The organism is Streptomyces sp. 1-11 (assembly GCF_007176755.1).
Classification (GTDB): Bacteria; Actinomycetota; Actinomycetes; order Streptomycetales; family Streptomycetaceae; genus Streptomyces.
On the sequence record NZ_BJTV01000019.1, the window covers coordinates 116,175 to 136,162 of the forward strand.

At 75.1% G+C, this 19,988-nt stretch carries 9 protein-coding genes; 5 read left to right on the plus strand and 4 right to left on the minus strand.

Going from position 1 to position 19,988, the window contains the following annotated elements:
• Positions 1-49: 49 nt before the first annotated feature.
• Positions 50-460 carry a hypothetical protein gene (locus tag TNCT1_RS31045; RefSeq protein WP_143638720.1) on the minus strand — a complete coding sequence of 137 codons (411 nt, stop codon included), beginning with the start codon at positions 458-460 and terminating at the stop codon, positions 50-52.
• Between the two features lie 25 nt (positions 461-485).
• On the minus strand, positions 486-680 hold the full coding sequence (locus TNCT1_RS36740) for an NUDIX domain-containing protein (RefSeq protein ID WP_160160441.1): 195 nt from the start codon (positions 678-680) through the stop codon (positions 486-488).
• A gap of 141 nt (positions 681-821) precedes the next feature.
• On the opposite strand from TNCT1_RS36740, the gene TNCT1_RS31055 reads away from it, so the two are divergent.
• From TNCT1_RS31055 to TNCT1_RS31070, 4 genes are all read left to right on the plus strand, one after another.
• A complete protein-coding gene (locus TNCT1_RS31055) occupies positions 822-1,562 on the plus strand; it encodes a peptidase E (RefSeq protein ID WP_143638722.1) in 741 nt (246 codons plus the stop codon).
• Positions 1,563-1,724: 162 nt separating this feature from the next.
• Positions 1,725-4,898 carry a type 2 lanthipeptide synthetase LanM family protein gene (locus TNCT1_RS31060; protein WP_143638724.1) on the plus strand — a complete coding sequence of 1,058 codons (3,174 nt, stop codon included), beginning with the start codon at positions 1,725-1,727 and terminating at the stop codon, positions 4,896-4,898.
• A 135-nt stretch (positions 4,899-5,033) separates the two neighbouring features.
• Positions 5,034-5,255 (plus strand): hypothetical protein, encoded by a 222-nt coding sequence (locus TNCT1_RS31065; RefSeq protein WP_143638726.1) that lies wholly within the window; start codon positions 5,034-5,036, stop codon positions 5,253-5,255.
• 179 nt (positions 5,256-5,434) lie between these two features.
• On the plus strand, positions 5,435-8,350 hold the full coding sequence (locus TNCT1_RS31070) for a LuxR family transcriptional regulator (RefSeq protein ID WP_143638728.1): 2,916 nt from the start codon (positions 5,435-5,437) through the stop codon (positions 8,348-8,350).
• A 110-nt stretch (positions 8,351-8,460) separates the two neighbouring features.
• On the opposite strand, the gene TNCT1_RS31075 is transcribed toward TNCT1_RS31070, so the two are convergent.
• A complete protein-coding gene (locus TNCT1_RS31075) occupies positions 8,461-8,667 on the minus strand; it encodes a hypothetical protein (protein WP_143638730.1) in 207 nt (68 codons plus the stop codon).
• Between the two features lie 980 nt (positions 8,668-9,647).
• Here TNCT1_RS31075 and TNCT1_RS31080 point away from each other — a divergent pair.
• Positions 9,648-10,643: a helix-turn-helix domain-containing protein gene (locus TNCT1_RS31080; protein WP_235902988.1), complete on the plus strand. Its 996-nt coding sequence runs from the start codon at positions 9,648-9,650 to the stop codon at positions 10,641-10,643.
• Positions 10,644-10,735: 92 nt separating this feature from the next.
• On the opposite strand, the gene TNCT1_RS31085 is transcribed toward TNCT1_RS31080, so the two are convergent.
• A complete protein-coding gene (locus TNCT1_RS31085) occupies positions 10,736-19,690 on the minus strand; it encodes a non-ribosomal peptide synthetase (protein ID WP_143638733.1) in 8,955 nt (2,984 codons plus the stop codon).
• Between the last annotated feature and the right edge of the window lie 298 nt (positions 19,691-19,988).

The window sequence follows — 19,988 nt, forward strand, 5'->3', positions numbered from 1 at the left end:
TGTTCTTCAATCCCTGGTCTCAGGTGCCCGAGCGCGGAGTGCGTTGGATTCAGCCGGCCCAGACGCCAGAGTTCGCTGTGGTCGAGCCGAAGTCGAAGATGAAGCGGGTGCCGTCCAAGACGTCGGTGGCGACTACGGTCCACTGGCCCGCAGGGGCGGTCTTGAAGGAACTCTGGCAGTACCTGCTGCCAGAACTCTGGTAGAAGCAGACCGCGATTTGGGTCGTCGTGTTGGGCTTGATGTTGATGTCGTTGCAGTTGCTGGTCGCGGTGAGGGTGGTGGATCCGTTGTTCGGGTACCACCGGTCCCCCGACGGTTTGGAATAGGACTTTGCGCTGCCGTAGCAGGACTGGGCCGTGAGGGGCCCCGCGGTGGCCGTGGAAGTGGTTGCGGCCGTCAGTCCACCAGCCGCCAAAGCAGCGACAGCCAGAAGACGGATAGTGCGGGAACGGATGCGCATGCTTCCCCCTACCTATTACGCCGGTTCATCCGACGCTCAGTGGACTGTAGGAACCCGTACAGTCATCCGGATAGGCCATGTTCCGGACAATCGCCGCCGCCGATGCAACCGCTCCGACGCCCAGTTCCTCATGGCGTTCCCTGACCACCGTGGCCCAGGGGCCCGCACCGGACTCGACATGACCTCCGGCGGGCAGCCAGCCGCCGATACAGCTGGTCATAGGCAAGCGATCGGCTGCGATCGGCTCGTCGGGCGGCCCCGGCGGCCGGGCGGCCGGTCCGTGACCGAATCGGCTCCGGGACCGATGTCTTCACGAACTCCGCCCGTATGGTGCCGAGTTCGGCGCGCTACGATCATGTGTGTGACCGCTCCGGAGCCGACCATCCTCGCCACGTCCGGAGGGCACCGTGTCGGCACGCGCACGCGGTTGCTCTTCGATGCGCTGGTCCACCACGCGGTCGAGCTCTCCGGCGTGCACGGCAGGCGTCCCCGCATCCTGTACGTCGGCACGGCGACCGGTGACGCCGAGCATGTGACGGCACGGGTGGCGGAGGCGGCGCGGGCGGCGGGTTACGACCTCACTCCCCTGTACCTGTTCCCCATGCCGAACGTCGAGGACGTCGAGGGCACGGTGCTGGCCCACGACGTGGTCTGGGTGATGGGCGGTTCGGTGGCCAACCTGCTCGCGGTGTGGCGGGTGCACGGGCTCGATGTCGTCATGCGGCGCGCGTGGCGGGCGGGCGTGGTGCTCGCCGGGGTCAGCGCGGGTTCCATCTGCTGGTTCGAGGGCGGCGCGACGGACTCCTTCGGGCCCGGACTGCGCCCGGTCACCGACGGGCTGGGTCTGCTGCCGTACGGCAACGGCGTGCACTACGACTCCGACGCGGGCCGGCGTCCGCTGATCCACCGGCTGGTCGCGGAGGGCGTCTTCCGCACGGCCCACTGCACCGACGACGGGGTGGGCCTGGTCTACCGGGGCACCGAACTGGTCGAGGCCGTGGCGGAACTGCCGGGCAAGGGCGCCTATCTGGTCTCCCGCGAGGGCGCCCGAGCGGTGGAGGAGCGGCTCGAACCGCGGTTGCTGCCCGCGCCCCGGTTCTGACGGGGGCCTGCCCGTACCCGGGTACGGCTCGCCCGGCAGCCTCTCTGACCTGCGGTTCTCCTCAGTGCGCGGAGTCTGGGCCCCATCGGTGGGGCGGGTGCGCAGGAATATGGGGGTCAGTTCCCCATGTGGGGGCCGCGGCGGTCTGACACCTTCTTCCTCGTGACTGAGACCGCCAGCCTCCCGACCCCCCGGACCGCCAGCCTCCCGACCCCCGGCAGCTCCGGCCTGCCGCTCGCCTGGTGGGCCCCGGCGCTGACCCTCGCGGAACGGCTCGCCGCGCCCGGACTGCCGGCGGCGGCGTCCGCCGGCCTCGCCGCCGGGCGCGCTCCCTGGAACGTCGGGGACGGCGAGGGCTTCACCCTGCGGCTGGCCCACCTCGCGGTGGACGGGGCCACCGCGGCGGCCCTCGCCGCGGAACCGGCCGAGCGTCTCGCCGCCCGCGCGGCCAAGCCCCACTGGGCGGACTACGCGGAAGCCGCGCTGGCCGCCGCCCCCGAGAGCCTGCACGAGCTGACCGCTCACGGCACGGGCCCCGAGGTCTTCGCCGCCGTCGTACGGCCGCTCGTCACCCCGGCCGCGGACCGGCTCGGCTACCGCACCGCGGGCGTCCCGGCCGCCGAACAGGCCGTGTGGCGGGGCGCGTTCGAGCGGAGGCTGACGGAGCAGCTCGTCCGGCAGGCCGCCCGGACGCTGGTCCACGAGTTGTCCCTGGCCCGGCGCGCCGGGCGGCTCGCCGGGGCGGGCCCGCGCGAGCGGTTCGCCTCGTTCGTCGCCGCCACCGCCAGCCGGCCGGGCCTGGCCGCGCTCTTCTCGGCCTACCCGGTGCTGGCCCGGATGCTCGCGCAGACCGCGCTGGACGCGGCGGACGCCGCGGTGGAACTGGTGACGCGGTTCCAGGCCGACCGAGAGGACCTGGTCGCCGGGCTCCTCGACGGGCGCGGGCCCGGTGCGCTGGCCGGGGTCGAACTCGGTCTGGGGGACGCCCACCAGGGCAACCGGGCGGTCGCCGTCCTGCGCTTCACCGGCGGCGACCGGCTGGTGTACAAGCCCCGGCCGCTCGACCAGCACGCCCTGCTCGACGACCTGGCGGCCTGGCTCGGCGCCAAGGTGCCCGGCCTGGCGCTGCGCACGCCGCGCAGCGTGCGCCGGCCAGGGTACGGCTGGCTGGAGTTCGTGGAGCACCGCTGGTGCCGGTCGGTCACCGAGACCGACGCCTTCTACCGGCGCCAGGGCGCGCTGCTGGCCCTGCTCTACGCGGTGGACGGCGCCGACATGCACTACGAGAACGTCATCGCCTGCGGCGACCAGCCGGTCCTGGTGGACGCCGAGACGCTGTTCCACACCGGCCTGCCGCAGGCCATGACGGCCGGCGCCGACCCGGCCGCGGACGCCCTGCAGGCCTCCGTGCACCGCACCTGCCTGCTGCCCCACCTGCTGATCGGCGAGCACGGCGCGCTGGACATCTCGGCGCTCGGCCGGTCCGCCGAAGGCACCTTCCCCAGCGAGGGCCTGCACTGGGCGGACAGCGGCACCGACACGATGCGGGCCGTACGGGGGCCCGTGCTCAGCCCCGCCGCGCAGAACCAGCCGCTGCCCTCGGGGGCGCCGCTGGAGGGCGCCGACCACCGGGCGGCCCTGCTGGAGGGGTTCCGCACCGGGTACGCGGCGCTGGCCGCGCACGGCCGTGAACTGCTCGGCCCGGGCGGACCGCTGGCGGTGCACGCCGACAGCCCGGCGCGGCTCATCGCGCGCTCCACCCGGCTTTACGCCACGCTGCTGGAGGAGTCGGCACACCCTTCGCTGCTCGGCGACGCCCTCGCCCGGGAGGGCGTGTTCGCGGTGCTGTGGTCCGAGTCCGAGCACGACGAGGCGCGCCGGCGGCTGGTCGAGCACGAGACCGCGGACCTGTGGCGCGGCGACGTCCCCCTGTTCGTGCATCGGCCGTCCGGTACAGGGGTCCGGACGGCCGAGGGCACCTGGCTGCCGGAGGTGCTGCCGGTGGCGAGCCTCGCCGCCGTCGGCGAGAAGCTGGCCCGGATGGACGAGGTCGACTGCCACGACCAGGAGTGGGTCATCTCGGCCACGCTGGCGGCGCGGGGGGCCGGTGCCCCGCCGGCGCGGCGCTCCGAACTCGCCCTCGCCCCGCTCCCGGCGGTCGTGCCGGACGCCTCGCGGCTGCTGGCCGCGGCGTGCGGCATCGCCGACGAGATCGCCGCCCGCGCGGTACGCGGCGGCGGCCGGACCAACTGGCTGGGCCTGGAGCAGGTTTCGGGGCCGCACTGGGCCGTGCTGCCGATGGGCGCCGGGCTGGGGCAGGGGTACTGCGGTGTGGCGCTGTTCCTGGCGCAGGCGGACGCGCTGACCGGGGCCGGGCGGTACGCCACGCTGGCCCGGGAGGCGGTCCGGCCGCTGCCGGCGCTGATGAAGGCGCTGGCCGCCGATCCCGAGCTGAGCGCGGCGGCCGGACCCGGCGCCTACGCCGGGCTCGCCGGCATCGTCCACGCGCTCCCGCGGCTGTCCGCGCTGCTCGGCGAGGACCTGACGGGCTGTCTGCCGGACGCGCTCACCGCGCTCGGACACGCCGTCGCCGCCTGCGCGGATCCCGGGCTGGCCGGTGGCGCGGCCGGGGCGCTGGCCGCCGCCGTCGCCGTGCACGAGGCGACCGGGTCCCCCGAGGCCCTGCGGCTGGCGGACGCCGTGGCGGACCTGCTGCTGGCGACGGTGTGCGGAGGGGAGCGGCCGGCGCTGTCCGCGGACGGCGCGGGCACCGGAGGTGATCCGGGCTTCGCGGACGGCGCGGGCACCCGAGGTGGTCCCGGCTTCGCGGACGGCGCGGCCGGGATCGGCTGGGCGCTGCGGCGCTACGCCGGACTCCGCCCGGAGCGTGCCGCCGCGCACGCGGGCGCCGCCGACGCCCTGCTGCGGGCCGCGGTCCACGAGGTCAGGACCTCGCCCCAGGACGTCTCCTGGGCCACCGGGGTCGCCGGCGTGGCCGCCGCCGCGCCCCTGGACGCGGCCGGCTCGCTGACGGCCCGGCTGGCCGACGCCGAGGTGTGTCCCGGCCTGAGCCTCGGCCAGGGCACTCTGGGCACCCTGGAGGCCCTCGCCGTGCTCGCCGGACGGGGCGACACGGCCGCCGCCGGGGCGCTGTCCCGGCGTACCGGTCAGGTGCTCGCGCTCATCGAGGCGCAGAGCCATCGTTGCGCCACCCCCGACCACGTCCCCTCCCCCGGGCTGCTGACCGGGCTGTCCGGCATCGGCTACGGGCTCCTGCGTCTCGCCCGCCCCGAGGCCGTGCCGTCCGTCCTGCTCCTGGAACAGCCCGGCCACTGACCGGTCACGCGCCGGCTCCACCGCGCGTGGTCCGCCTTCCCCGCACCACTGGTGCTTCCGCCGCCTTCCCCGCACCACGGCACTTCCTCCGCCTCCCCGCCCTCCCGCGCGGGACTCCAGAAGGGGACCACCGTCATGGACAAGCACCTCGCCGCCACCGCCGAAACCGCAGCCGGGACCGCAGCCGAAACCGCTGCCCAAACCGCTGCCGACGAGCGGGACGCAGCGGGCGGGATCACGCTCAAGGGCCGCAACCGGGCCTGCGCCCGCGCCCGTGTGCTGGCCGGCATGGTGCTCACCAGCGGCATCGTCATCACGCTGAGCACGATCGACACCTCCGTCTCCGCGCCGCAGTGAGACGTCCTCCGTCCTGGCCGCCGGGGCGGCGAAGGCCCGCCGGGGCGGCGAGGGCCCGTCGGGCCGACCGCGCCCGCCGTCCCCGGCACGGCGGACGTAACCGGACGTAACCGTTCCGGAAGGTGTCCGGGGCTGCGCGACCTGCCGCAAGTCGCGCTGTCCGATTACTATCTGCGCTCATGCGTTCCCATGCGCCCTCCCTGGTCGGTCGGGACTCCCAACTGGCCCTGCTCGAACGCGCCCTGGCCGACGCGCGCCAGGGCAGCGGCGGTGTCGTCTTCCTGGTGGGCGAGGCGGGCGTCGGCAAGTCGCGGGTCGCGGCGGAGGCCGTCGGCGGGGCGCTGGGCGCCGGGATGCGGGTGCTGCGGGGCCGCAGCAGCACCACGGGTCCGGCCGTACCGTTCCGGCCGCTCACCGAAGCCCTGATGTCGCTCTTCCGCAGCGGCGAGCCCATGGACGACCTCGCCCTCGGCCCCTACCGGCCGGTCCTGGGGCGGCTGATCCCGGACTGGGACACCGGGGAACGGGACAGCAGTTCCATGGTGATCCTCGGCGAGGCGGTGCTGCGCCTGCTCATCGCGGCGGGGCGCGGGCAGGGCCAGTTACTGCTGCTCGAGGACCTGCACGACGCGGACCCGGAGACGCTCGGCGTCCTCGAGTACCTGGTGGACAACCTGGAGTACTCGCCCGTCCTGCTGCTCGCCACGATCCGGACGGACTTCAGCGACGCCCTCGACCTGGCGCAGTCCGCCCGCCGGCGCGGCGCCGCCACCCTGGTGGAACTGCCGCCGCTGACCCGGCCCCAGGCGCACGAGATGGTCGCGGCGCAACTCGGCGCCGACGGCCCGGAGCAGGTGCCCGCCGAGGTCCTCGATCGGCTGTGGGAGGACAGTTCGGGAAGCCCCTACCTGGTCGAGGAACTGCTCCAGTCGATGATCGGGGCCGGCACCCTGGTGCGGGGGCCGGAGGGCTGGCGGGCAGTCGGCGACCTCCGCAGTGACGTTTCCTCCTCGCTGGCGCGTGGCATCCTGCGGCGCATCGACCGGCTCGGCGCGCAGGGCCTGACCCTGTTGTCGGCCGCCGCCGTGCTTGGCCGGCGCTTCCCGCTGACGGTCCTGCAGCGCATGACCGGCGTCGACGACCGGACTCTGCTCAGCCATCTGCACGCCGGCGTGGCCGCGCGGCTGGTGATTCCCGACGAGCCCGCGCCCGACTGGTACTCCTTCCGGCACTCGCTCACCGTGGAGGCGCTGTTCACGCAGATGACCCCGGGCCAGCGCGCGGACCTGGCCCGGCGCGGCGCCGAGGCGGTCGAGGAGCTGCACCCTGATCTGGCCGGCGACTGGTGCCCGCTCGCGGCCGGGCTGCGCAGCGCGGCCGGGGACAAGGTGGAGGCGGGCCTGCTGTTCGCGGACGCCGGCGGGCGGGCGCTGGCGGCCGGGGCGCTCGGTTCCGCCGTCACCCTGCTCACCCGGTCGGAGAGCCTGCTGGCCGACGCTGGCGATCCGCAGGCACGGGCCATGGTGCTGGAGAACCTGCTGCCGGCCCTCGCCGAGGCCGGTGACTTCGCCCGCGCCCTCGACCTGGCCGAGGACCTGCATGTGCTGGACGGCTCGGGGCTGAGCCCCGTCCGTCTGGCCACGCTGCACACCCGGCTGGCCAAGGTCGCCCACACGGCGGGCCGGTGGAACGACGGCAACCGGCAGATAGCCCGCGCCCGCGAGGTGCTGGCGGCCGCGCCGGACGAGTCGGCCGCGGCGGCGGTCGACGTCACCGCCGCCTACCTGGCCCTCGACACACCGGGGCCGGACCGCACCCAGCACGCGGAGAAGCTGGCCCGGGCCGCCGCCGACACCGCCGAACGGCACGGCCTGCCCGTCGTGGCCTGCCAGGCCCGGGAACTCCTCGCGACGGTGGCCCGCGAACGGGACCCCGAGGAGTCGGAGGCGATGCTCGGGCAGGCGCTGGCCACGGCGGAGCGCCACCGGCTGCCCCTGCAGCGCATGTACGCGGCCACCCGGCTCGGCGGCAACGCCTGGCTGGCGGACGGCGACACCTCGGGCCTGCTGGCGGCCCGCGAGGAGGCGCTGCGGCTCGGCTCCGTGAACATCGTCCACACCGTGGACGGCATCCTCGTGCTGGACGCGGTGCTGGGCGGCCGCTACGACGCCGCCCGGTCGGCGGCCGACGAGTGCCTGGCCGTCGTACGGCGTCTGCGGCTCGCGCCCGCCGTGCGGTACGTGCTGATGGCCCAGGCCGTCCTGGAGGCCCACCACGCCGACCGGGCGGCGATGGAGCGGGCGCTGGCCGCTTTCGCCGAGTGGGACGGCGCCGGTTCGCAGGAGGAGCCGCTCGGGCGCGGTCTGGCCCGGGCCTTCTGCGCCCTGCTGGAGGAGGACCGGGCACTCGCCCGGGAGGAGCTGCGGCAGGTGCTGGCGCTGGAGGCGGGCAACCCCTCCACCTACCACCTCAGCGGTACCCACGGCCTGGTCCTGCTGCTGGACGTGCTCGCCGGGGACGCGGACCGGGCCCGGCACGAGGAGATCACCGCCACCGCCGTCGCCCGGATGCGCTGGAACCGGCAGTTCGTGCTGCTCACCGACGCCGTGCTGCTGGGCCGCGAGGGCGCGGGCGAGCGGGCGGCGGCCGCGGTGGACGCCGCGCTGGCGGTGGCCGAGCCGTACCCGCTGGCCCAGCACCTGGGGCTGCGGCTGATCGCGGACGCGGCCCACCAGGACGGCTGGGGCGATCCGGTGGGCTGGCTGCGGCGGGCGGAGCACTACTTCCACGAGCGTGACGTCCAGGCCGTCACGGGCGCCTGCCGGGCCGGGCTGCGCCGGCTCGGGGCCTCCGTGCACCAGCACCGCAACGGCACCAGCGGCATCCCGGACCGGCTGCGTGCCCAGGGCGTCACGGTGCGGGAGTTCGAGGTGTTCCGGCTGCTGGCGGAGCGGCTCGGCAACAAGGACATCGCCGACCGGCTGTTCATCTCACCGCGCACGGCGGAGAAGCACATAGCGAGTCTGATCACGAAGACGGGTGCGGCCAACCGCGCCGACCTGTGCGCGCGGTCGGCGGCCCTGCGCGACGCGTAGGCCTGCGGACCGGCCGGACCGGGTGGGGTGGTCCGGCCGCCGCGGACCACCGTCGGCACCTGGGCGGGTGCGGCACGGCCGCCACCAATCGCACGACGCGGGACGGATGCTCAGTGCGGGGCCGAGACCGAGGTGTCGATCGAGGTCAGGGTGATGACGAGACCGCTGGTGAGGACCATCCCGGCGAGGACGCGGGCTCGGGCGCAGGCGCGGTTGCGGCCTGACAGGGTGATGCCGCCGGCGGCGTCCGTCTCGTCGGCCGGGCGGGCGGGGAGGTCGGCGGAGGCGGAGTCGGCGTTGCGGCGGAGCTCGTCCATGGTGAAGAACCTCGTGTCTGTGAGGGCGGGAGCGGGAAGCGGAGCGGGGCGGCGGCGGGTCCGCCGGGTGACTCTCAGCGTGCGAATGCCTGGCCGGAACAGGGAAGTCGGGGGCCCGGCGCGGTCGGGACGCGGGTGCCGGCGCGGAGCGGGTCGCGGCCGGTGTCGGCCTGGGGGATCGTGGTGGCCCGCCGGGCGGGGGCCGGGGGGTTCGCGCTCCGGGGAGTCGCGGATGCGGCTGATGCGGTCACGAGAACAAGGTCACAGATCGGGTGCGGGACCCGCATGGGGAACTGTCCCCCATATTCTCCGGCGGCGCCCACCCACCGCTCCCGGCCCATGGGGGACGGGGACGCCCGGTGCGTGCGGCGGCTCGGGGCGATGGGCCGCGGAGTCGACGCCTGACGGGGCGAAGCCGCAGGCCGGACGGTGTGCGCTCGGCTGAGGGCGCGGCCGCGTGCAGTGCGGCCGAGGGGCGTACGGGGCGTACGGGCCGGGCGGCCGGCCCGGTGGGTATATGGGGGCACGCACGTCCCGCGATGGGGGACGTACGCGGTACCGGCCGTCCGACGGCCCCGTACGCCGTGCCCGTCGTGCGTGCCCGGAGGACCCGGCGGGCCGCCCGACAGGCGTGAACACGCCACGATCTGACCGGTTGTCCGAAAATCACTGGGTACGCGGGCGTGGCCGACTCCGGTCGCGTACGTGCTGCCGGCCCGCGGCCCGCGTCCGCCCCGCAGGACCGGCGCGTGGGGGCGCGGGAGCCGCACGTCGCGGCGTCCTCGCCCGCCCCGCCGGCGGGTGTCCCCCAGGAACTTGGGGGATCGCCCCGCATCCGCCGTCGGGGCCGCCGTGGCTCTACTGGTGTCCCGCCGGCGGGTTCCCGCGGTGACGACCCGAGGGGGCGCCGCCGGCCCGATCTCGACCCGTGTCCCACAGCCAACAGGTGCCGTAAGACAAGACATACAGGAGTGCACGACATGCGGACCTCTCTGGGTATCGACTCCGTTGCGCGGAGTGTGTACATCGCGATGGTCGACCGGCCCGGCGCGGAGGTGGCCGAGCTGGCCGAGCAACTGGCGCAGACCGAGGAAACGGTCCGCGACGGACTGGAGCGGCTGTCCGCCCTGCTGCTCGTCGTTCCGGGGGACTCGGCCAGCGGCTGGCGGCCGGTCGATCCGGAGGTCGGGCTGGCCGCGATGCTCGCCCGGCAGCAGGACGAACTCGCCCGCCACCGGCTCCAGGTGGAGGGCAGCCGGCTGGAGGTGACACGGCTGCTGTCGGAGCGCGGGCGCGGCAGCCGGGACGGCATGCCGGACGTCGAGTGGCTGGCCGGCGCCGACGCCGTGTGGCGGCACGTCGCCTCGCTCGCCGAGGAGTGCGCGCACGAATGGCTGACCGTGGGACCGGCCGAGCGGCTGGACGCCGCGGCCCTCGCGGCCGGCCGCCCGGTGGACGAGATCCTGCGCCGGCACGGCACGCCCGCACGCGCCATCGTGCTGGAGAGCGTCCGCAACGACCCGGAGGCGACCGAGCGCCTGCTGCGGAACGAGGAGTGCGGCGGCGCCGTCCGCACCCTGCCGTCGCTGCCGGTGTGGATGATCCTCTCCGACCGCAGGCACGCCGTCGTGCCGGTGGTCAGCGGCCGCAGCGTGGTCGGCGCGATGGCGTGCGGCGTCGAGTCGGTCACGGAGGCCTTCGCGACCCTGTTCTCCCGGCTGTGGAGGGAGGCCCTGCCGCTCGCCGAGGCGCGTCCCCGCACCCGCGGCAACCTCTCCCTCCAGGAGCAGCACGTGCTGCGGCTCTGGGCGCAGGGGCTCACCGACGCGGCGGCGGCCCGCCGGATGGACGTCTCGCTGCGCACGGTGCGCCGGCTCTCGGAGAAGCTGACGGACCGGTTCGGCGCCCAGAGCCGGTTTCAGCTCGGCGCCCTCGCCCTCGCCAGCGGCGGCATCCGCGCCGAGGACGTCGCCTGAGCCGTCCCGCACCCGGCGTGACCAGCGCACCGTGAAGGGGCCGGACCTCGGTTACGAGGTCCGGCCCCTTCACGGCGTGGCACCGGGCGTGGTCACCCGGCCGGCGCGAACTGCGCCGTGATCGCCGCCATCATCAGGTCGGCGATGCCCTGGGCGAGCTGCGCCGGGGTGGGCGAGTCGAACACGGCCCGCACCGGCACGTCGACCCGCAGCGCCTTCCGCAGCCGGGAGGCCACCTGTGTGGCGAGCAGGGAATGCCCGCCCAGCTGGAAGAAGTTGTCGTGCACGCCGACGCGTTCGATGCCCAGCAGGTCCTGCCACACGGTGGTGACGGTCCGCTCGACGGCGTTGCGGGGCGCCGTGTACTCCGTGCCCAGATCCGGCCGCTGGTGGTCCGGCACCGGCAGGGCCGCGCGGTCCACCTTGCCGTTGGCGGTCAACGGCAGCCGCTCCAGCGTGACGAACGCCGCCGGGATCATGTAGTCGGGCAGGAACCGCCCCAGGTGGGTGTGGAGTTCGGCGGTGCTCGGGATGTCCGCGCCGGCGGCCGCGACGAGATAGGCCACGAGCCGCTTGTCGCCCGGGGTGTCCTCGCGGACGACCACACTGACCTCGCCGATGCCGGGACCCGTCAGCAAAGTGGCCTCGATCTCGCCGAGTTCGATGCGGTTGCCGCGGATCTTCACCTGGTTGTCGATCCGCCGCAGGAACTCGAGCTGCCCGTCCGCCCGCCACCGCACCAGGTCGCCGGTGCGGTACACCCGGGTGCTGATCCCTTCGGCCTCGTACGCGGTGAACCTCTCCTCGGTCAGCTCCGGCCTGCCCCGGTAGCCGCGGGCCACCGGCACGCCGCCGACGAGGAGTTCGCCGGGCACCCCGACCGGCACCGGCCGCCCGTGCTGGTCCACCACGAACGCCAGGGAGTTGGGGATGGGCCTGCCGATCGGCGGGACCGCGTCGCCGGGTTCAACCACCGTGGAGGTGACGATGACCGTCGTCTCGGTGGGGCCGTAGTTGTTGACCACGCGGAACGGCAGCCGGGCCTGCGGCGGCATCCGCAGCCGGTCGCCGCCGGTCAGCACGTAGTCGAGGGTGCTGTCCGGCGCCCACGGCAGCGCCACCAGCGCCTCGAGCATCGGCGTGGACAGGAACGTGGCGTGCACGCGCTGCTCGCACAGCCAGTCGCGCAGCAGGTGCGGGGTGAGCCGGACGGACTCGGTGGTGACACAGCAGGTCGCACCGCGGGTCAGGCCGAGCCACAGTTCCCACGCCGCCGCGTCGAAACCGATCCCGGCCAGCAGCGCGATCCGCTGCCCGGGCTCGAGCCCGTACGTCCGGGCCGTCCAGTGCACCAGGCTGACCACGCTGCGGTGCTCGACCTGGACGCCCTTGGGCCGGCCGGTGGAGCCGCTGGTGTAGATCAGGTAGGCCAGATGGTGCGGTGCGGCGACCGGCTGGGGGTCGGTGTCCGGCTCGCCGGCCAGCGTCTCGGTGTCCTCGTCGAGCAGGAGCAGCGGCACGTCCGAGGGCAGCCGGCCGGTGTGCGCGGAGCCGGTGAGGACGACCGGCGTCGCGGTGTCCCGCACCATGTAGGCCAGCCGCTCGGGCGGATAGTCCGGGTCCAGCGGCACGTACGGCGCCCCCGCCTTCAGGACGGCCAGCTCGGCGGTCACCAGATCGGGGCCGCGTTCCAGGCACACCGCGACGGGCATGTCCGGCCGCACTCCGTACCGGGTGCGCAGGTGGTGGGCGATCCGGTTGGCCCGTGCGTTCAGCTCGCCGTAGGTCAGCGTGCCCTCGGGCCCCTCGACGGCCACGGTGTCCGGCTGCCGGGCGGCCCGCTCCTCGAACAGGCCGTGCAGTGTGGCGGTGTCCGGGAAGGCGGCCGCGGTGTCGTTCCACTCGGCCACGATCCGTCGCCGCTCCTCAGCGGTGAGCAGGCACAGCTCGGACAGCCGTGCCCCGGGCTCGCGGGCCACCGTCTCCAGCAGGGTGCCCAGGTGCCCGGCCAGCCTGGCCACCGTGTCCCGCTCGAAAAGGTCGGTCCGGTACTCCAGGGCGCCGCGCAGACCGCCGTCCGCGTCCTCGGACATCATCAGGGTGAGGTCGAACTTGGCGTCCGGCAGCGTCACCGTGAACGGCTCGACGTCCAGCCCCGGGAGGCTCCAGCCGTGCTCGTCCGGCGTGTTCTGAAGGACGAACATGGTCTGAAACAGGGGGTTGCGGGACGGGTCGCGGTCGGGGGCGAGTTCTTCCACGAGGCGTTCGAAGGGCAGGTCCTGGTGGTCGTAGGCGCCGAGGGCGGTGTCCTTGACCCGGGCCAGCAACTCTTCGAACCGCGGGTCGCCGGACAGGTCGGTGCGCAGGACGAGCGTGTTCACGAAGAAGCCGATCAGCTCCTCGGTCTCCGCGCGGTTGCGGCCGGCCACCGGGCTGCCGACGGTCACGTCGTCCTGGCGGCCGTACTTGGCCAGCAGCACCTGGAAGACCGCGAGCAGCACCATGTACAGGCTCGCGCCGCCGCTCCTGGCCGTCTTCCGCAGTCCGGCGGCCACCGCGGCGCCCACCTGGAACGTCACGGTGCCGCCGCCTCCGGGCCGCCCCGCCGGACGGCGGTGGTCGGTGGGCAGTTCCAGGGGTTCCACCCCGGCGAGCCGCTCCCGCCAGTACGCCAGCTGCTCCTCCAGCACGTCGCCGGTGAGCCGCTGTCGCTGCCAGACGGCGAAGTCCGCGTACTGCACCGGCAGTTCCGCGTCCTCGGGCGAGACACCGGTCGTCGCCGCCCGGTAGCCCTCCCGCAGTTCGCGCGCCATGATCGGCTCCGACCAGCCGTCACAAGCGATGTGGTGCACCGTCAGCAGCAGATGCGCCTCCTCGTCGGTCAGCCGCACCAGGTGCGCGCGCAGCAGCGGGCCGGCGGCCAGGTCGAACGGGCGGGCGGTCTCCGCACGGGCCAACTGCTCAGCCTGCTCCCGCCGTTCCTCGGCGTCGGCGATGTGCCGCAGGTCGTGGACGGTGGTGTGCACCGGCGTCGGCGGATCGACGAGCTGCGCCGGCTCGCCGTTGTCGTCGGCGACGAACCGCGTCCGCAGGATCTCGTGCCGCGCCAGCATCCGGGTCAGCGCCGCGTCCAGGGCGCCGGTGTCCAGCGCACCGCTGACACTCAGCGCGAAGGGCACGGCGTACTCGGCGCGTCCGGGCTCCAGTTGGTCGAGGAACCACAGCCGCTGCTGGGCGAAGCTCAGCGGCAGCGGCCCGTCGGTCCGGTCGGCCGGCGCGATGCGCTCCGCACCAGGCGTCCCGTCCGCCGCCAGTTCCGCCACGGCCGCGGCCAGTCCGGCGACGGTGGGCGCCGCGAACAGGTCCCGCACCGGCACCTCCACGCCCAGCGCGTCCCGCAGCCGTGACGTCACCTGAGTGGCGAGCAGGGAGTGGCCGCCGAGCTCGAAGAAGTTGGCGTCCACCCCGGTGACCTCGGTGCCCAGTACCTCGCTCCAGGCCGCCGCGATCGCCCGCTCCACCGGGGTACGGGGGGCCGGGCCGCCGGCCGTGGTCGCGCGGGGTTCGGGCGCGGGCAGCGCCCTCCGGTCCACCTTGCCGTTCGGGGTGAGCGGCAGCCGTTCCAGTGCCACGAACGCGGACGGCACCATGAAGTCCGGCAGTTCACGGCGCAGCCGCCCGCGCAGGGCCTCGCCGCGCACGGTGCCGCCCGCCGCCGGGACGACGTAGGCGACCAGCCGCCTGTCGCCGGGGGTGTCCTCGCGGACGACGACGGTGGCCGCGGCGACATCGGGGCCGGCCAGCAGCACCGCCTCGATCTCACCGGGTTCGATGCGGTGTCCGCGCAGCTTCACCTGGTCGTCCAGGCGTCCCAGGAACTCCAGTTGCCCGTCAGCCAGCCAGCGCACCCGGTCCCCGGTGCGGTAGACCCGGCGCGGTGTGCCGTCGACGTCGGCGGTGACGAACCGCTCCGCCGTCTGACCCGGCTGCGCCCGGTATCCGCGCGCCAACCCGGCGCCGCCGACGAGGAGTTCGCCCGGGACCCCGGTCGGCACCGGCCGGCCGTACCGGTCCACGACGTACACGAAGGTGCCGCGCACCGGGCGGCCGATCGGCGGCACGGCCGTGCCGGGGACGACCTCGGCCGAGGTCGTCACCACCGTCGACTCGGTCGGCCCGTAGTTGTTGACGACGCGGAAGGGCAGGCGCAGCCCGGCCGGCAGGCGCAGCGCGTCACCGCCGGTCAGCACGTACTCGAGGGAGGTCGGCTCCGACCAGTCGAGGGCCGCCAGCGCCTCCAGCATCGGGGTCGAGACGAAGGTGCCGGTGACCCGGCGCTCGGTCAGCCAGCCCTGGAGCAGCGCCGGGGTGAGCCGTACCGTCTCGTCGGGTACGCACACGGTGGCTCCGGTCGCCAGCGCCGGCCACAGCTCCCAGGCCGCCGCATCGAACCCGACCCCGGCCAGCAGCGCGACACGCCGTCCCGGTGACGCGCCGAAGGTGTCGGCCGTCCAGCGGACCAGGCCGGCCAGGCTGCGGTGCTCGATCTCGACGCCCTTGGGCCGGCCGGTGGAGCCGCTGGTGTAGATCACGTACGCCAGGTCGCCGGGGGCCGCCGCGGGTTCCGGGTCGTGCGCCGGCAGGTCCGCGAGGGACGGCCAGTCCCGGTCGGTGAGGAACCGGCCGGGCTGCCCGGGCAGCCGTGCGGCCCGGGCGCCGTCGGTGACGACGAGCGCGGCCCGAGCGTCCGCGACCATGTAGGCGAGCCGGTCGGCCGGGTGCTCCGGGTCCAGCGGCACGTAGGCGGCGCCGGACTTGAGGACCGCGAGCAGCGCGGTGATCTGCTCGGGGCCGCGCTCCAGGCACACGGCGACCGCGGCCCCGGGACCGGCTCCGCGCGAACGCAGGTACCGGGCGAGCCGGTTGGCCCGCGCGTTCAGCTCCCGGTAGGTCAGTTCCCCGTCCGCCGAGAGCACGGCCGTGGTGTCCGGCCGCAGGGCCGCGCACTCCTCGACGAGCCGGTGCACCGTCGTACCGGCCTCGACGCCGGCCCCGGACTCGGTCGCGGCCACGCCTTCGACCACGTCCTGGACCCCATCCGCGCCTTGGACCACGGCTTCGGCACCGCGCCCCGTGTCCGCGGCGGCCGCCGTCCCGCTCCATTCGGTCAGCACCCGGCGCCGCTCGGCGCCGGTCAGCACCTCGAGTTCGGACAGCCTGCGCTCCGGGCCGGCGACCGCCGCGCGCAGCAGTGTGGTGAAGTGCCCGGCCAGCCGCTCGGCCGTGTCCGGTGCGAACAGGTCCAGGGCGTACACCAGGTCGCCGTCGAGCGAGCCGTCGGACCGCTCGGTGAGGAACAGGGTCAGGTCGAACTTGGCCTCCTCCGCGCGGACGGCGAACGGCTCCACCGCCGCTCCGGGCAGCCGCCACGCGCGGGCGTCCGGGGTGTTCTGGAGCACGAACATCGTCTGGAACAGCGGGGTGCGCGACAGGTCGCGGTCGGGGGCGAGTTCTTCCACGAGGCGTTCGAAGGGCAGGTCCTGGTGGTCGTAGGCCGCGAGCGCGGTGTCCTTGACCCGGGCCAGCAACTCTTCGAACCGCGGGTCGCCGGACAGGTCGGTGCGCAGGACGAGCGTGTTCACGAAGAAACCGATCAGCTCCTCGGTCTCGGCCCGGTTGCGGCCGGCCACCGGACTGCCGACCGCGACGTCCTCCTGGCCGCTGTACTTCGCCATCAGCAGCTGGAACACCGCCAGGAGCGACATGAACAGGCTCGCCCCCTGTCCCGCCGCCAGCCGCCGGACCGCGCCGGCCAGGTCGGCGGGCACCGAGAAGGACACCGTGCCGCCCCGGCCCGACCGCTCGGCCGGACGCCGGTGGTCGGTGGGCAGTTCCAGCGGCCGCACTCCGGCCAGCCGCTCCCGCCAGTACGCCGACTGCCCCGCGAGCGCCGGGCCGTCCAGCGTCTCGCGCTGCCAGCTCGCGAAGTCCGCGTACTGGAGGCCGAGAAAAGCCAGGGTGTCCGGCCGGCCGTCCACCGCCGCGCCGTACAGCTCGCCCAGCTCCCGGGCCAGGATGCCCTCCGACCAGCCGTCGGAGACGATGTGGTGCACCGCGAGCAGCAGCAGCCACCGCTCGTCGGCCACCCGCACCGCCACGGCGCGCAGCAGCGGCCCGGTGGCGAGGTCGAACGGCCGTCCCGCCGCCTCGCGCAGCATCTCCCGCGCGGCGCCGGCGCCGAGGCGCCGGGCGTCGTGGACGTCCACCGTCACCTCCCGCACGGGGTCGACGACCTGGAACGGGCGTCCCGTGGCGTCCGCGACGAACCGGGTCCGCAGGATCTCGTGCCGGGCGGTCAGGGCCGTCAGCGCGGCGGCGAACGCCTCGGGCGCGAAGCCGCCCTCGACCCGCAGTCCCACCGGGATCGTGTACTCGGCGCGGCCCGGCGCCAACTGGTCCAGGAACCACAGGCGTTGCTGGGCGAAGGACAGCGGCAGGGCGTCCGCCGACCGGTCCGCCCGCTGGATTCCGGCGCAGGTGCCGGGTTCCAGCCCGTCCACGGCCGCCGCCAGCAGCGCCGGTGTGGGGGCGTCGAAGAGCGTGCGGTGCGGCACGTCCACCCCGAGGTCCCGGCGCAGCCGGGAGGCGACCCGGGCGGCCAGCAGGGAGTGCCCGCCCAGTTCGAGGAAGTCGTCGTCCGCGCCGACCGCGTCGACGCCCAGCAGCTCGGCCCAGATGCCGGCGACCGCGCGCTCCGTGGGCGTGCGCGGCGCGGTGAACGCGGCGGAGAGGTCCGGGCGGTGGCCCTCGGGCGCGGGCAGCGCGCGCCGGTCCACCTTGCCGTTCGGGGTGAGCGGCTGCCGCTCCAGCACGACGTACCTGGCGGGCACCATGTGCGCGGGCAGCTCACGCGCCAGCGCCGTGCGCACCGCGGCCACGGGCACGCCCGTGCCGCCCGCGGGCACCAGGTACGCCACCAGCCGCCGGTCGCCGGGGACGTCCTCGCGGACGACGACCGTGGCCGCAGCGACGTCCGGCCGGGACATCAGGGCGTTCTCGATCTCTCCGAGTTCCACCCGGTGCCCGCGCAGCTTGACCTGGTCGTCCATCCGGCCCAGGTAGACCAGGCCTCCGTCCGGCAGCCACTTCACCAGGTCGCCGGTTCGGTACACGCGCGCGCCGGGATCGGCCGAGAAGGGGTGCGGCACGAACCGGCTCTCCGTCAGCTCGGGCCTACCCAGGTAGCCGAGGGCCACGTTGACGCCGCCGATCAGCAGTTCGCCGGGCACTCCGACCGGCTGGACCTCGCCGTGCGTCCCGACGACGTAGACCTCGGTGTTGTCGATCGCCCGGCCCATCGGCACGTGGTCCGCCGCCGGGTCCACCGACTCCGTCCGGCTGACCACGTTGCCCACGGTCGCCTCGGTCGGCCCGTACTCGTTGACGATCGCCGTGTCCCCGGCGCCCAGGGCCAGCACCCGGTGCGCGAGCGCCGGCGTCAGGTCCTCGCCGCCGGCGACCACCGTGGCGATGCCGTGCCGGACGCCGTCCTGCTCCAGCCGGGCGGTGAGCAGCTCCAGGTGCGAGGGCGTCGCCTTCAGGAAGCTGATCGGGACACCGGTCGCCACGATGTCCACGGCCGCGTCGAACACCCCGCGGCCCGGCTCCGGTCGCGGCACCACCAGGCACAGTCCCTGCACCAGCGGCAGGAACAGCGCGGTCACCGTCAGGTCGAAGGCGGCGGACGAGCACAGCAGCGAACCGATGCGCGCGCCGGGCGCCGGAGGATAGTTCCGGTCGCACCAGTGCAGGTAGTTGACGATCCCCCGGTGCCCGACCCGTACGCCCTTGGGCCGGCCCGTGGAACCCGAGGTGTAGATGACGTACGCCACGTCGTCCGGGCCCGCGGCGGCGACCGGGGCGGTGCCCGGGCCGGCCGGCCACTCCCGGTCGGCCAGCAGCAGCGCGGTGCCCGGTGCGAACAGGCCCGCGTGCGCGGACTGCGTCACCACCACCGGGGCGGCGCTGTCCTCGACCATGTACCGCAGCCGCTCGGCCGGGTAGGCGGGGTCCAGCGGCACGTAGGCGGCACCCGACTTGAGCACGCCGAGCAGCGCGCACACCAGGTCCGGGCCGTGGTCGAGGCACACCGCGACCAGCGCGCCGGGGCCGACGCCCCGCTCCGCCAGGTACCGCGCCAGCCCCTCGGCCCGCTCGTCCAGCTCCCGGTAGGTCAGCCGTTGCCCGCCGTACTCCAGGGCCACCGCGTCTGGCTGGAGCGCGGCCCGGTCCGCCACCAGCCGGTGCACGGTCGCGGTGTCCGGGAACGCGGACCGCGGCCCGTTCCACTCGGTCAGAATCCGGCGCAGTTCCTCCGCGGTCAGCATCTCCAGCGTGCCGAGCCGCTCTCCGGGCCTGTCGGCGGCGGAACGCGCGAGCGTCGTGAGGTGCCCCGCCATCCGTTCCGCCGTGGCCCGTTCGAACAGGTCGGTCCGGTAGCCGAGGGCCCCGCTCAGCCCGCCGCCGTCCGCGACGAGCTCCAGGGTGAGGTGCGCGTCCGGCGGGAACACGGCGGCTTCCCCGTCGGCCGTGCGCCACGCGAACCACGCCACCGTGGGCGCCGCGCCGCCGGCCGCGTCGGCCAGCGCGCCGAGCGGCGCCGGACCGCGCCGGGCGGCGTCCGCCATGCCCCGCGCGACCGACGCCAGGGCGTCGGTGAACGCGGGGTCCCCGGTCGCGCCCCGCACCACGCTCGCGGCGCCCGCGTCCCGCGCGCCGTCCGCCGGCACCGCCACCGGGACGTCGTCCCGGCCGGCGTGCCGTGCCAGCAGCGTGTGGAACACCGTCAGCAGGACCGCGGGCAGTCCCACGCCCCGGTCGCGGGCCAGCGCGGCCAGCGCGTCGGCGGTCCGGGCCGGCACGTCGAACGCGACCCGGTCCGCGGGGCCCGGGCCGTCCTCCGACGGCCGGCGGTCCGACGGCAGTTCCAGTGGCTCGAGGCCCGCCAGTGCGTGCCGCCACTCCTCCCCCAGCTGGTGATCAGCCACCGTTCACTCCCCATCGTCAGGACATCGTCAGCGGTACAAGCGGTTCACGGGCGGCACGTCGTGCGGTGCGCGGCGAGGAGCGGGGCGGGGCGCCCCGGGCGGGCCGGGGTCCGCGCCGCCGGCCGCACCGCGACCGCCGCGGCACCGAACGTCCGCGACGAGCACGCTAGGACCCGCGAACACCTGCCCCCCAGTGGGCAGTTGTGACTCCCCGGTGGGTGGTCACAACTGCCCAGTGCCGCCCGCGATCACCGCTGGCCACCATGGACGACGTCACTGGACAGCCCGGACGCCCCGC

Excerpts from the sequence above, each read along its gene's own strand:
- TNCT1_RS31080 (WP_235902988.1), top strand. The coding sequence starts at position 9,648 with ATGCGGACCTCTCTGGGTATCGACTCCGTTGCGCGGAGTGTGTACATC.
- TNCT1_RS31070 (WP_143638728.1), top strand. The coding sequence starts at position 5,435 with ATGCGTTCCCATGCGCCCTCCCTGGTCGGTCGGGACTCCCAACTGGCC.
- TNCT1_RS31075 (WP_143638730.1), bottom strand. The coding sequence starts at position 8,667 with ATGGACGAGCTCCGCCGCAACGCCGACTCCGCCTCCGCCGACCTCCCC.
- TNCT1_RS31065 (WP_143638726.1), top strand. The coding sequence starts at position 5,034 with ATGGACAAGCACCTCGCCGCCACCGCCGAAACCGCAGCCGGGACCGCA.
- TNCT1_RS36740 (WP_160160441.1), bottom strand. The coding sequence starts at position 680 with ATGACCAGCTGTATCGGCGGCTGGCTGCCCGCCGGAGGTCATGTCGAG.
- TNCT1_RS31045 (WP_143638720.1), bottom strand. The coding sequence starts at position 460 with ATGCGCATCCGTTCCCGCACTATCCGTCTTCTGGCTGTCGCTGCTTTG.